Raw genomic sequence first — 12,715 nt, 5'->3', positions numbered from 1 at the left:
TCGGCCGCATTGTCCGACCTCTGATGCTGCAATGAACCACATTGAACGACAGAGAAATACACAGCGAGTTAAGGATATCGGGTGAATCCGGATCACAGAGTCGCGATCGTCGGCCAAGGGTACGTCGGGCTTCCGATCGCGATGGCGGCGGTAGAAGCGGGATTGACCGTCATCGCGGTGGAAAACGATCCGCGGCGGCTCGCAGACCTCAGCTGCGGAAAATCCTACGTCGAGTCGGTTTCGAATGAGCAGTTGGCAGCGGCCACCGCTACTGGGGCTTATCAGCCGGTCGACGCTCTGACCACAGAGATGCGCTTCGATGTCGCTGTGGTAGCGGTACCAACCCCACTCGGCGCAGACGGGGCACCCGACCTATCGGCCCTACAGGCGGCGGCAAGGATGGTTGGCACCGCAATGAGACCGGGATGCCTGGTCACTGTGGAATCAACTTCCTACCCGGGAACCACCGAAGACGTTGTTGTTCCAATTCTCAACGATGCGTCGGGTTCGACGGCTGGACGCGACTTCCATGTCGTGTTCAGTCCGGAACGAATCAACCCGGGATCAATGTGGACAGTGGGGAAGATTCCCAAGCTCGTCGGCGGCATCGACAGCGAGTCCACTGCCCGTGCCTGTCGGTTCTATGAGAAATTCGTTGATGAGGTCGTTCCGTTGCAGGGCACCCGCGAAGCGGAGCTGGCAAAACTGATCGAGAACACGTTCCGATTCGTCAACATCGCGCTGGTGAACGAGATGGCCGCTGTATTCGCCGATTCCGGCATCGACCTTCTGGAGAGTCTGCGCGGGGCAGCCACGAAACCATTCGGGTACCTGCCATTCTCGCCCGGCCCAGGAATCGGAGGCCACTGTCTTCCAGTGGACGTCGTCTATCTGACGTGGTATATCCGCACGGCTCTTGGCCGTACGCTGCGCACCGCCGAGGCGGCCGTGTCGGCAAACGCCGATACACCACTCCAGGTCGTCGATCGTATCGGCGAAGTGCTGGCGGCCCAGGACCGAAAGGTCAATGGCGCGCGAATCGTGTTGCTGGGGTTGAGTTACAAGCCGAACATCGGCGACATCCGGAACTCCGCGAGCGTAGTCGTGGCATGTGAACTCTCCGATCGCGGCGCGGTTGTTCAGGCGATCGATCCTCACGTTGATCCGACACTGCCCGAGCTGGCCGCATTGCCGGTGATCCCGTTGACACCCGAGTCACTACGGACCGCCGACGTCGTTGCGCTGCTGGTTCACCACGACAGCTTCGACGCAGATCAGATTCGGCAGGAGGCGACGTTACTGCTCGATTTCACCGCACAACGCACAGAGGCGAACACGTGACCGGGCAATCATTGACCCACGCGGACTTCTCTGGGCCTGACGAGAGTGGGCGCTCCCAGACCGCACCGACGCTTGATCTGCTCGCGGGCGACCACCCATACCGACGGCTTCCCGAGGTCGCAGTAGTGACCGGCGCCGCTGGCTTCATCGGCTCTCATCTGGTCGAGGCGTTGCTGAATCGCGGCATCGAAGTCCGGGGGCTGGACAACATGAGTACGGGATCGGAGGCGAATCTTGCCGACGTCGCACGCCGGGTAGGACGCAATTGGCAGCGATTCGAACTCATCTCCGGCGATATCCGGTCACCCGACGACTGTGAGCGCGCGCTGCGCGGTGCGGATGTGGTGTTTCATGAGGCGGCGCTGAACTCGGTGCCTCGCTCGCTCCAGATCCCGATCACGGTTGCTGATAACAACGTCCTCGGTATGGCGACACTGCTGCATACTGCCGTATCGGTGGGTGTCGAACGGTTCATCTTCGCCAGTTCGAGTTCGGTCTACGGAAACGTCCCCGACCTGGTGCGCAGGGAGGATCTGCTGGGGGTCGCCCTGTCGCCGTATGCTGCGAGTAAGCAAGCGGCGGAATCCTTCGCCCGCTGCTATCACGAGATGGGGAATATCTCGGTCACTGGACTGCGATACTTCAATGTCTTCGGGCCCCGGCAGAATCCACACGGTCCCTATTCCGCGGTCATACCGAGGTGGATTCAGTCGATGACGGCGGGGCGCGAAGTCCAGATTTACGGCGATGGCAAACAGCAGCGGGATTTCACCCACGTGGCAAACATTGTGCATGCCAACCTACTTGCGTGTGGCGCATCGTGCGGCGGTGGCGAAATTTTCAACGTCGGGACCCAGCGAGCGATCTCACTGCTCGACTTGTTCGACAAGATCAAGGCGACCGCAGCGGAGACCACAAATGGCACCACCACACAGAACCCCTCATTTACCGACGAACGGCCAGGGGATGTCCGCTCGGCCTCAGCTGACCTCACCAAGATCAATGCTCTGCTCGGGTACGAGCCGGTGGTCGACTTCGCTACGGGTATGCGGCAGACCGTTGCGTGGTTCGCACATCATGGTCGCTCGTAAGCGGGAAATACGCCATGTTCGTTCCGGAGCCGCTGTTCCAGCAGGATTCGGCACCCCTCAACCAAACGGTCGATTGGTTCCCACGCGATGCTGACCCGCAGCTGGGCGGTCGTACCGGGAGTGACCTGGAAAGGTGCCCCCGCAGCAACCTTCACCCCTGCCTGACTTTCGAGCCCAGCAGCGATGGCAGCGGAATCACCGACGCCAAACGGTATCCACAAAAAGTACCCGTTGCCGGGGTCGATAGGTTCTGGCCATCCTTTGAGTGCCATGAGCGCGGCGCTGCGATGGTCGTGCAATGTATCGGCTATCTCGTACCGGAGCTGGTCAAAGACCCCGCCGGCCAAGAGGGCAGTGACGAACTCGGCGGCAAGTGGCGACGTCCCGAAATCCATCTTTCCCGAGGACATGGCGGTGATCGCCGCGCGACTGCCTTCAACGACGCAGCACCGTGCGCCAGGGCACGCAATTTTGGAGAAAGACTGCAGTCGGATTGCAAAGGACGTCGGTCGGAGACTGGTTACGAGCGCGGTGACGCTGGGACGCTGCGCCGCCATATCGAGAGGCTGGTAGGCGTCATCTTCGATCAGCGTCGCGCCTGTCCGTGCGAGCGCGGTGGCCAACAACTCTATCTCGCCGGAGCTCAACGAGAATCCGTCGGGGTTGTTCCAGGTAGGAACGACATACACGATGTCATCGGAACGCAGCAGATCAGCTAGGTCCACCGCCGACTCGGCAGGTCTAGGAATCGCCACGGCTGGGAGCCCATGGGCTCTCGCGATCGTCAACGCTTCCCGATATGTGGGATCGAAGGTGACGAATCGCCGAGGCGGCGTCCATTGCGTGCGTAACGCCAAATCGATGGCGCCGAGGGCTCCGTGGGTAACCAGCGTGTCCTCGATACGGGTGGCAACTCGCGCCAATTGCTGCAGAAACATGTCCCGCAGAGCAGGTGACCCAGCCGCATCGCAGTAGTTGTACCCACGAGTCAGGACATCGGCGAATGGCAGGTCTTGCAGGAGATGCATGACTGTCGCCGCCGGCAGCTCGCCGCGAGCCAGATCAATCGGAGCCCCCCGTTCCATCCGTGTGTGCCTACGTTCGCAAGGTAGTGCCGGTGATCGTTTCGAGCCCGCCGAGATAGGGCCGCAGAACCTCGGGCACCGTGACCGTGCCGTCGCTGTTCTGATAGTTCTCGAGGACAGCGATCATTGCGCGGCCGACCGCCAACGAGGTGCCGTTGAGCGTGTGCACGAGGTGGCGTTTGCCATCCTCGCCACGGTAACGAATGCCCAGCCTGCGCGCCTGGTAGTCGGTGCAGGTGCTCGCACTGGTGACCTCGGCGTATTCGCCGCCGTCGCCGCGGCCGGGCATCCATGCCTCGATATCGAACTTCCGATAGGCCGGTGCGCCGAGGTCGCCGGAGGCGATGTCGATGACGTGGTACGGGATCTCGAGGTCGTCGAAGATTCCGCGTTCGATGGTCAGCAGCTCGTCGTGGAACTGTTCGCTGTCGTCGGGGTGGCAGATGATCACCATCTCGACCTTGCTGAACTGGTGCACCCGGTACAGGCCCCGGGTTGCTCGGCCGTAGGCGCGTTCGGTCCGGTAACAGTTACTGATGCCGCAGAGCTTCAAGGGCAGGTCGGCCTCATTCAGGACCTGGTCGGCGTAACGACCACACAGCACGATCTCGGAGGTGGCGATCAGGTTCAGGTCGTCGCCCTCGATATGGTATGTGTTGGCCTCGTCGCCGCGGGGGGTGTATCCGGTGCCGGCCAGGATCTCGTCGCGGGCCAGTTCGGGCACAATCTGCGGGCTGTAGCCCGCTGCCATGGCCCGGTCGAGTGCCATGCGCTGCAATGCCAGCTCGAGCATCACGCCTTCGCCCTGCAGGAAGTAGAATCCCGCGCCCGCGACCCGGCTGCCGGCGGTCAGGTCCAGAATGCCCATATCGGTGGCGAGGTCGACGTGATCCTTGATCGGAAAATCGACGACTCGCGGCGTAGCTGCGCCATGCGCGATAACTTTGCCGTCCTCTTCACCTCCGATCGGCGTCGAGGGGTGCGTGAGGTTCGGGATCCCGGCCAGCAGTTCGTCAGCACGAGCCTGCAGCGTGGCTACTTCGTCTCTGAGCTCACGCTCCTGAGCGCGGAGCTCGCGGCCATGCTCGATGGCATCCGGGGTGCGCTGCTTCGAGACATTCTTGGCTTCGTGTCGAAGCTGCTGCAGTTGCTGTTCTTTGTTGAGCCTGTCCTGCTCGAGCTGCGCAAACTCGCGCACGTCGACCGGCCGGCTGCGCCGGTCGGCGATGTTGCGCTCAATCAGCGCCTGGTTCGCCAGGACGAACTTCCTATCGAGCATCGGCAGTCTTCCGTCGTCGAACGTTGAATGGGGCCCCGCGGTGAGAACGGCAGGCCAACTATAGTCGCTGCGGCCAGACGGCAGAAAACCCGAGATAGGACGCCTGGTGGTGGAGTCCGGGCGGGGCAACTGCGGCTATGCCAGGCCGGGCGGGGAGGACAGGAAACCGGCCAGGATCGCGATCCCGTTGCCCAGCTCGGTGAGCGAGACCTGCTCATGTGGAGAATGCGCGTCGGCCAGTGTGCCGCTGCCGAAGATCGCGGTGGGCAGCCCGGCGACCTTCTGGTAGATGCGTGCGTCGCAGCTGACGTGCCAGCCTCGAGGTGGTTCGGGTCGCAGGGAGTGCCTGGAAATCGCAGATACGAGATCCGTGACGACCGGCTCGGTGGCATCGGTCAGATAGGCATCATTGCGCAGGCCCACGTCGGTGCGGATAGTGAGAGTCTCGGCCATCTCCCGGGTGGGGATGGATCGGCACGCTTGTTCCACCTGGCGCTCGAGTTCCAAGAGCGATGTCGTTGGCATAAACCCGACGTCGGCCCAGATCGAGCATCGTTCGGCGACGCTGCCCGACCATTCGCCGCCAGAGATCATCCCCACGTTCAGCTGCAGTGGGAACGGCACATCCTCGAATCCGGGTTCAGTCCGTGCTTGCTGGAGGAGGTGTCGTTCGAGGTCTCGTAGCCGGTCGATAACCTCGAGTGCCCCGGCGATGGCGTCCAGGCCACTGTGGGTGCTGCCCATATGTACGCTCCGGCCGTGTACATCGACTCGGAAACTCAGGCATCCACGGTGACCTCGTAGCACCTGCAGTGATGTGGGCTCGAGGCATACGGCTTCATCGACATCAGGTGCTTGCAGCGCCAGCGACAGTGTTCCGTTTCCGCCGATCTCCTCCTCGATCGGAAGATCCAGCACGGCGGTCCGTGACAGCGGAATTCCCTCATCCCGCAGGAACCGGACAGCCTCTACCAGCATGATCAGGTTGTTCTTCGTGTCGCATGCGCCCCGGCCGATCACCATGTCATCGACCCTTCTCGGCCGAAAGGCATCCGGGAAATCGGGGGATGGGGGGACAACATCGACATGGGCATTGAACAAGGTGCGCGTGCCGCTGGTCCCCTCGCCCAGGGTAGAACGCCAGCTGCCCCGGTCAGGACCGGTACTGCTCTGCCCGTGCGGAGACCAGGCCGGATGCTGGTTGAGGGCTGGTGCGCAGGCAACAGGCTCCAGGTCGGCACCTACGGTCGAGAGGTAGTCGGTGAGGAATTCGGATGCAGCGTGTTCGTCGGGAGTAACGGTCGGAATCTCGATGTATTCCATCAACCGTCGTGCAACCGCGTCACGCCGGGGTCGGTACCAGCGTTCGAAGCTCTCTTTCAGCCGCGGCCCGGGATATTCGGTCGACATTGTCACCTCACACAGCTGTTCGGTTGTTGATCTTCAATGGTCAGTGGTACTTCTGCGAGTGCGCGGGCAGCGATCAGCTCGGCCTCGGCGAGGCTGTTTCCGGACGCGATGACTCCGGCGATCATGTCCTTGCCCGAACGGTAGGGCTGTAGTCTCTGGCCGGGCTGAGGCCGGTTCTCCCAGAAGAGGTCATACACACCGTTAGGCGTGCGGGCAGGAAGATCGTCAACGGTAGTCACCAATCCCGGAGAACTTGCCAGGTACCGCAAGACGACCGGCCGGTTGCTGTTCGGTGCGGTTTCCGACGCCTGAAGTGGTTCGTCCACAGCCAGGCGTACGGCGCTGGGAAGTACATTGACCCCGGTCGACAGCGGTACGATCTCGGTCCCGAAACGGGAACCTGCCATCCTGGCGGCGACCTCCAAGATCACACTTTCTCCGTCTGTCGTACGCAGGGTGTCGCAACTGAACACTGCCGGGTCGAGATCCAGGGTGTCGACGGCAGCGACGCATGTGGTGATCAGGTCTTCCAGAGCCGTAGAGGGCAGGCTTGACGGAAGGGTGTCACCGTTCTCGAAAAAGTACGGTGCGAACCGTAGTTTGTCGCTGTAGTTGCGGTCGGAGACGCCAGTGATGGACACCTGTCCGTGCTGCCGAACCCCTTCTATGGTGTGCTCGGTTCCTTCGAGATATTCCTCGACGACTACCCGGCCGGCCGGCGACATGTTGAAGGCCTCACGAATCAGGTGGTTCGCAGAGCCAGAGTGCAGCAGCGATACCCCGATCGAACTGGTGAGATCGGCTGGTTTTACCACCGCTGGTTCACCGATCTCCTCGAATGCTTGAAGTGCATCCCTCATGTTGTCGGCGGTCCGATACCGAGGAACCCTTATCCCGGCGGCATCGAGCAGGCGGATACGGCGGGTCTTGTCGGTGCAGTTCAGGGCGACGTCGAAGGGTAGTCCGGGAGTGCCGAACCGCTCACAGAGCCGAGAGATCACCGGAGGATTCTCGTAGCCCAACGACAAGACGCCCACCACACTGCGAATTCTCGCGCTGCCGACCTGGGACATCACGGCATCGACGTCCCGCGGATAGGCCTCGATCACCTGATCAGCTGCATCGATGACCTGTGCGGTGACGGTGTCCGTGACAACCACCAACTGGTACCCCATTGCGGCGATCTCGGAGAGGGAGCGATCCATCCCCGACCCGACGCCACATACCACCAATCTCGGCACTACTGATCCCTCTCCGCACGTGTCGGCGTCGGGCGAATCACGACCTCCGACATCTCGACGCCGTTCGGTGCAGATACCGCTGTATCGATGGCTTCGGCAACGTCCTCGGGGCGAAGGCAGGAGTGGCCGGCGAACAGATCGACCGCCTGATCGGGCGCATGCTCGAAGAATCGCTCGCCGAACCCTGTCGACTCGACGTAGCCAGGGCTGATCGTGACAACCCGGATTCTCTTCCCCATCGAGTGGGCCTCGTCCCGATACTGGTTCACCAGCGTCCGCGCCGCCGTCTTCGCCGCTGAGTAGACAGTGTTGCCCGGAGTGGTCGAGGGCTGATGCGCCGCAAGCGAGGAAACAACCGCCAGGGTCCGCACGATTCGCTGGGTTTGTTCGATAGCGGCCAGCAGGTTCACCATGCCGAGTAGATTTGTTTCAACGATCTCGCGCCACGCTTGGCTGTAGTCGCCGGTCAGCGGTGCGTAGTAGCCGACACCCGCACAGTTCACCACGTAGTCGATCTCTTGCGGCAATGTGGTGAACAATTCGGCGACCTGCTCAAAGGACCGGATATCGGCCACATGGCTCTTTACACCGGCGTCCGATACACCGCTACGGCGCGATACCGCATGCACCACTGTCGTCTGTCTGGATAGCCGAGCTACCGTGGCCGCACCGATCCCGCTGGAGGCACCGATAACGACCCCGACGCCGAATCGTTGGTCATTCATCGATGAACGGCCCCATCCAGCTCTCTGGATCCGGGACGCCCAGTCCCACTCCGTCTACCATGGCGAGTGCGCCATCGGCAGTGGACCATCCGTCCCAGGCCAGCGCCTTGTCTCCGATCGGGCTACCGGTGCCGTCTATTTCCAGCAACGGCGAGTTTGCGATTGTTGCGAGGTGGTAGTTCGCTGCGGTGCCGACCGAGGTGGAGAAGTTATGCGGGATCACTCTCACACCGGCCAGCGATGCGGCCTCCGCGATACGCACGCCCTCTGCGATTCCGCCGGACCAGATGGCGTCCGGTTGGAGGTAATCCACCGCACCGGCATCCAGGTACCGTTGACATCCGGCCGCAGTCGGAGCCAGCTCGTACCCAGCGATCGGCACCGGCGATTCAGCACGCAGGCGTGCGCTGGCCTCGGGCTGATCGAACTCGATCGGTTCCTCGAGGAACAACACGTCCAGCTCGTCTAGCGCCCGGCACACCGCAAGCGCATCGCGCAGCGTGTAAGCGTTGTTCGCATCAACGATCAGACCGATATCGTTGCCAATGATCTCGCGCGCCGTCTGCGCACGACCGAGGTCATCAGGACGACCATGCCGGCCGATCTTGATTTTGACCGCGCTGAGATCGGATAGGTCGTGCTCGGCCAAGGCGGAACGCAGCGACGGCAGGGAGTCATCTTCCGACACGCTCGGGTAGAAACCGAGCGTGCGATACACGGGGAGAGCCCGAGGCTTCACCCCGAACAGGCGCGACACCGGCATGCCTGCTGCCTTGCCCAATGCATCCCAGAGCGCGATCTCGATTCCCGATATCGCCGACGTGACGATACCGGCGCGGCCCCAGTGCGCCAGGCGTTGGTGGGTGTCGTCAATGAAGACCCGGGGTTCGATATCACGTCCGCGAATCAGCTCCGATGCGCCCTCCACCGCTGCGGCCACTGCCCGTTCTGCACCGCCGAAGCACGCAGCTTCACCCCATCCGACTATCTCTGGATCGGTGGTGACCACACGAACGAGTACCGCAGCACGGTGCTCGATCCTTGAACGCGCGTCCCATATGGGGCGTTCCAGCGCGGCTCTCAATACGAAGGCGTCGACATCCGCTACACGCACACGCGTTCACCACCTCGCTGAGCCGATCGATCCACGGCCAGGCAGATCTCCACAGCGCGTAGCGCATCCTCAGCCGACAGTTCGACAGGTGCAAGGCCACGGCATGCGCACACGAACTGGCGCAGCGAGCAGATGTATGCGTCCATTCGAGCGGGATCGGTCATCGCTTCCCACGAGGACAGTTCGGCAATCATGTCCGGCTCAGGAGTGAAACAGGTCGTCGCGCCGTAGGAATCGATCTCCACCATCCCGGCCGCACCGGCGATCGTAGTCGTGAACGCCGCTGCCCGGCCCGCTTGACCCGGTGTACCCACACGACGATCACTCGTCATTACCTGCGCAACTGGCCCCGCGGCGAACTCGAGGTTGGCTACGGTGGTGTGCTCGACTCCGGATGAATCGGCGCCTTGGCGTGCCGATACACAGACCACTTCATCTCGAAACCACCAACGCAGCAGGTCAACCGCGTGGACGCCGTATCCGGAGAAGAATCCGATGTTCTCGCGCCGCTGCTGCCACCACTTGGTCATCGGCGGCTCGAACAGCCGGCATTGTGCACCGACAAGCCGACCTATCCGATCTTCTCCAAGAACCTGGTACGCGGCGGCGTTGGGTAAGCGATAACGTTGGAAGTGGTTCACCGAGAGAATCAGCTTCTTCGAAGTAGCGAGCCGAATGAGATCCTGGCCATCGTCGACTGCCGTGACGAACGGCTTCTCCGCGAACACATGCTTACCAGCCGTCAGCGCGGCTGCCGCGAGCTGTGCGTGTAGTGCATGCGGAGCCGCTATGACCACCGCATCTACAGCCTCGAGTAAATGATCGAGCTCTCGATATGCTTTGGTTCCGTAGTTCTGGGCGAAATCGGCAGCCTGGCGGAATTGGCGACTGAAAACTCCGCTGAGAGTGACTGATTCTGGTAGTGCGGTTGCGGCGTCGGTCAGTGTCTTCCCCGCGAATCCGACTCCGACTATGCCGAGCCTGAGCATATCCGCAGAATGATGTCGGTTCACTTGTCGACCTTGAATTCTACGGGCGGCTTGATCCTGGCAGCTTGCCTCTCTATAGTGTCGAGCGCCACCTGCACCCACTCAGCGTCTGCTGGTGCCGCCGCCACGCGGCTGCGGGCACCGTCGGTCGACAGGCTATCGGCGACAAACCGTGCAACCTTGTTGATCTGGAACAGATCCTCCGGAAAATCAGAGTTCGTGCACCTATACTCTGCGACAACATTTGCGTCGCCGGTGGCAGGGTCAAGTCGATGAATGACCAGGTCATCCTGGTCCCACAGTGGGTTATCGAAATCGAATGTCGCGCGGTACACGCCGGATTCGCCGTGTGACTCGGCCCAGATGACAATATTTCTTCGGCGCGAAGTCCACAGGAAAGACGACGATCCCAAGACCGGCGTGTTGCCGATCGTGTAGGTGACGTACGCGGTGTCAGGGACAGGTACCTCGGATTGCGTGAAGTTGCTTTCGGTGAGGGTCGCCGACACGAGTTCGAAGCCGACGTCCGGGTGCTCTCCGATCAGGAACCGCACAAGGTCGATTGGGTGAGAGATCTCCGACAGCACTCCCATCGTTGGCCTGGAATCACGAAACCGGCTCTTGCCCCAGTTGAATTCGACCCTGGTAATGTCGACATCGTTTTGTGAGGTCCAGTGCTGCCAATACTCGACGATCGGACTGTGTCTTTCCACGAAATTCACGGTCAGTTGATGGTTTTGACAGGAGGGTTCTATATCGCGAAACTCAGCGAGGGTCCGCGTCAGTGGCTTCTCGCACAGAATCGAGCGAACCCCCTGTCCCCATTCGAATATTGTGGAGATAACGCTGTGGTGGGCTATCTCGTTCACACATACGACAACCGAGTCCGGCTGCGACACCTTCAGTGCCTCGGCAACATTGCGGAAGAAGGGAACCCCGGGCGGACACGCGACGGTGCGGAGCTTCTCGTCGACATCGCACACTCCACACACCTGAACCGGAGCGCCAGCCTGTTCGAGAAACGCCAGCACCCGCAGAAATCGCTGCCCTGCGCGGCCTGCCCCGACGACCAGCACCTTCGAGGGGGTGACGAGCCGGATGTCGAAGTTCTGTGCCGATCGACTCATCTCCCGCACCCGCAAATCTCCCCACTCCCAACGACTTTGGCACTGTCTCCGGCGTCCCCAGGGTCGATGCACGCCGCTCCGCCAAGCTACCACGGTCGCACAGATGTGGCCTGCGCATTCAGATCTCACTCCGACCTTGGCGAGGCCGTGCGCGGCCAGGTCTTACTCTCCGTTGACGGTAGGCTCGCCCGAGTTCCTCAGCGACACCGTTACTGACAAGCCGGTCACTGCGGTGGACGGTAAACCAGGAACCGCGATTTTCTTCGGTGCCGGATACGAGGCCGACGTGGCACGGATCATTAGCGAGGTCCGCGTCGAAGCCGCCAAGCGGGCGGGCATCTTCGACGAGAACGTGTTCCGATTCTGCTGGGTGGTCGACTTCTCCATGCATGAGAAGGCCGACGACGGTCGATCGAGTTCTCCCACAATCCGTTCTTCCCCATGCCCCAAGGTGAACTGGACGCACTGAACAACCAGGAACCGCTCGACATACTTGCGTGGCAGTACGACGTCGTGTGCAACGGCATCGAATTGTCCAGCGGTGCCGTCCGCAACCACGACCCGGCAATCATGTATGAGGCATTCCGGATCGCCGACTACGATAGTGCCGCTGTCCTGCGCGGCAGTTCGGCGATGAACCGTACTCCGAGTTCGGTCGGCATCCGGACGACGCCGACATCAACGGCGAGCACGACAATGCGTCCGGCATCGCTGATCAGGACGCCGAGGCCGGAGAAATTGAGCCGTCACCTGCGGTACTACTACACGGAGGTCAGAGTCGGCAGGGTGAATTCTCCCTGACGCACGGCGCTGAGAAATGCGTCCCATTCGTCCTGAGTGAAGGCGAGCACGGTACCCGCCGCATCGGTCAGGGAGGTTTCGCCTGTGGGTTGGTTGTGTTCGATGACCGGTATGCGGGTCCCGGGGTCGTAAGTGTGCTCGCCGAGGGCGGCGGCGAGGAATGTGGGCCAGGCGTTGGCGGGTACGGCGATGATCGGCCGTTTGTCGGCGGGCCCGGTGTATTTGGTGTCGCGGACGAGCACGGGGTCGGCGTCGGTGTTGACTTCGACGCAGGCGGCTCCATGGTCGGAGTACGTGGATTTGCGCCAACCGCGCGGGTGGGCGGTGGTGCGGGCGAAGGGCTGGGGCTGTGCGTCGCTCAACGTAGGTGTTCCTTGATCATCGCTCGTGATTCGTCAGCGCTCAGTGTTTGCGTCAGAGCGTGCCCGTAGGCGTAGATCAGACTGTTGACCTCAGATTCGTCCTCGACGACATCGGCGTGTGTCGGTGTCTCGGACCATCCCAGTGTCGGT

At 61.8% G+C, this 12,715-nt stretch carries 13 protein-coding genes; 4 read left to right on the top strand and 9 right to left on the bottom strand.

The features are described from left to right. The first annotated feature begins 81 nt into the window (after window positions 1-81). Window positions 82-1,341 carry a nucleotide sugar dehydrogenase gene (locus tag ON20_RS35065; protein WP_040840179.1) on the top strand — a complete coding sequence of 420 codons (1,260 nt, stop codon included), beginning with the start codon at window positions 82-84 and terminating at the stop codon, window positions 1,339-1,341. Between the two features lie 125 nt (window positions 1,342-1,466). Next, entirely contained in the window at window positions 1,467-2,432 is a 966-nt protein-coding gene (locus tag ON20_RS27065) for an NAD-dependent epimerase/dehydratase family protein (protein ID WP_157229046.1), read from the top strand. On the opposite strand, the gene ON20_RS27060 is transcribed toward ON20_RS27065, so the two are convergent. The 8 genes from ON20_RS27060 to ON20_RS27025 form a co-directional block, all read right to left on the bottom strand. After that, window positions 2,417-3,517 carry an aminotransferase class I/II-fold pyridoxal phosphate-dependent enzyme gene (locus ON20_RS27060; protein ID WP_040840176.1) on the bottom strand — a complete coding sequence of 367 codons (1,101 nt, stop codon included), beginning with the start codon at window positions 3,515-3,517 and terminating at the stop codon, window positions 2,417-2,419. The genes ON20_RS27065 and ON20_RS27060 overlap by 16 nt on opposite strands. Window positions 3,518-3,527: 10 nt before the next feature. Further along, window positions 3,528-4,796: a serine--tRNA ligase gene (gene serS / locus ON20_RS27055; RefSeq protein WP_040840174.1), complete on the bottom strand. Its 1,269-nt coding sequence runs from the start codon at window positions 4,794-4,796 to the stop codon at window positions 3,528-3,530. A gap of 135 nt (window positions 4,797-4,931) precedes the next feature. Next, window positions 4,932-6,206, bottom strand: a complete 1,275-nt coding sequence (locus ON20_RS27050; RefSeq protein WP_040840172.1) for a M20 family metallopeptidase — start codon at window positions 6,204-6,206, stop codon at window positions 4,932-4,934. Window positions 6,207-6,208: 2 nt separating this feature from the next. Beyond that, the gene (locus ON20_RS27045; protein WP_051163412.1) at window positions 6,209-7,411 is read right to left on the bottom strand and encodes an ATP-grasp domain-containing protein; all 1,203 of its coding nucleotides are present in this window, start codon (window positions 7,409-7,411) and stop codon (window positions 6,209-6,211) included. Between the two features lie 35 nt (window positions 7,412-7,446). After that, entirely contained in the window at window positions 7,447-8,172 is a 726-nt protein-coding gene (locus ON20_RS27040; protein ID WP_083865323.1) for an SDR family oxidoreductase, read from the bottom strand. After that, the gene (locus tag ON20_RS27035) at window positions 8,165-9,286 is read right to left on the bottom strand and encodes a mandelate racemase/muconate lactonizing enzyme family protein (protein ID WP_040840165.1); all 1,122 of its coding nucleotides are present in this window, start codon (window positions 9,284-9,286) and stop codon (window positions 8,165-8,167) included. Before ON20_RS27035 ends, ON20_RS27040 begins: the two co-directional genes overlap by 8 nt. Beyond that, on the bottom strand, window positions 9,277-10,275 hold the full coding sequence (locus ON20_RS27030; RefSeq protein WP_040840163.1) for a Gfo/Idh/MocA family protein: 999 nt from the start codon (window positions 10,273-10,275) through the stop codon (window positions 9,277-9,279). Before ON20_RS27030 ends, ON20_RS27035 begins: the two co-directional genes overlap by 10 nt. A 20-nt stretch (window positions 10,276-10,295) precedes the next feature. Then, complete coding sequence (locus ON20_RS27025) at window positions 10,296-11,402, bottom strand: Gfo/Idh/MocA family protein (protein WP_157229045.1); 1,107 nt, start codon at window positions 11,400-11,402, stop codon at window positions 10,296-10,298. A gap of 172 nt (window positions 11,403-11,574) precedes the next feature. Between ON20_RS27025 and ON20_RS38180 the strand changes: the two genes are divergently transcribed. Then, entirely contained in the window at window positions 11,575-11,871 is a 297-nt protein-coding gene (locus tag ON20_RS38180; protein ID WP_218002651.1) for a hypothetical protein, read from the top strand. Next, window positions 11,844-12,203, top strand: coding sequence for an amino acid--tRNA ligase-related protein (locus ON20_RS38175; RefSeq protein ID WP_218002650.1), 360 nt, complete (start codon window positions 11,844-11,846; stop codon window positions 12,201-12,203). The genes ON20_RS38180 and ON20_RS38175 overlap by 28 nt, the downstream gene beginning before the upstream one ends. Here ON20_RS38175 and ON20_RS27015 read toward each other — a convergent pair. Beyond that, complete coding sequence (locus ON20_RS27015) at window positions 12,164-12,565, bottom strand: DUF397 domain-containing protein (protein WP_051163410.1); 402 nt, start codon at window positions 12,563-12,565, stop codon at window positions 12,164-12,166. The two genes, ON20_RS38175 and ON20_RS27015, sit on opposite strands and share 40 nt — an antisense overlap. Between the last annotated feature and the right edge of the window lie 150 nt (window positions 12,566-12,715).

Origin of the sequence: Nocardia brevicatena NBRC 12119, from assembly GCF_000308495.1 — a bacterium.
GTDB classification, from domain to species: Bacteria; Actinomycetota; Actinomycetes; order Mycobacteriales; family Mycobacteriaceae; genus Nocardia; species Nocardia brevicatena.
Note: the sequence above shows the minus strand (reverse complement) of the source record. Positions and strands in the feature narration are given on the sequence as shown.

Bases quoted from the DNA above. Each gene is read 5' to 3' on its own strand.
- ON20_RS27060 (WP_040840176.1), bottom strand. From the start codon at position 3,517: ATGGAACGGGGGGCTCCGATTGATCTGGCTCGCGGCGAGCTGCCGGCG.
- serS (WP_040840174.1), bottom strand. From the start codon at position 4,796: ATGCTCGATAGGAAGTTCGTCCTGGCGAACCAGGCGCTGATTGAGCGC.
- ON20_RS27050 (WP_040840172.1), bottom strand. From the start codon at position 6,206: ATGTCGACCGAATATCCCGGGCCGCGGCTGAAAGAGAGCTTCGAACGC.
- ON20_RS27045 (WP_051163412.1), bottom strand. From the start codon at position 7,411: ATGGATCGCTCCCTCTCCGAGATCGCCGCAATGGGGTACCAGTTGGTG.
- ON20_RS27040 (WP_083865323.1), bottom strand. From the start codon at position 8,172: ATGAATGACCAACGATTCGGCGTCGGGGTCGTTATCGGTGCCTCCAGC.
- ON20_RS27030 (WP_040840163.1), bottom strand. From the start codon at position 10,275: ATGCTCAGGCTCGGCATAGTCGGAGTCGGATTCGCGGGGAAGACACTG.
- ON20_RS27025 (WP_157229045.1), bottom strand. From the start codon at position 11,402: ATGAGTCGATCGGCACAGAACTTCGACATCCGGCTCGTCACCCCCTCG.
- ON20_RS38175 (WP_218002650.1), top strand. From the start codon at position 11,844: ATGCCCCAAGGTGAACTGGACGCACTGAACAACCAGGAACCGCTCGAC.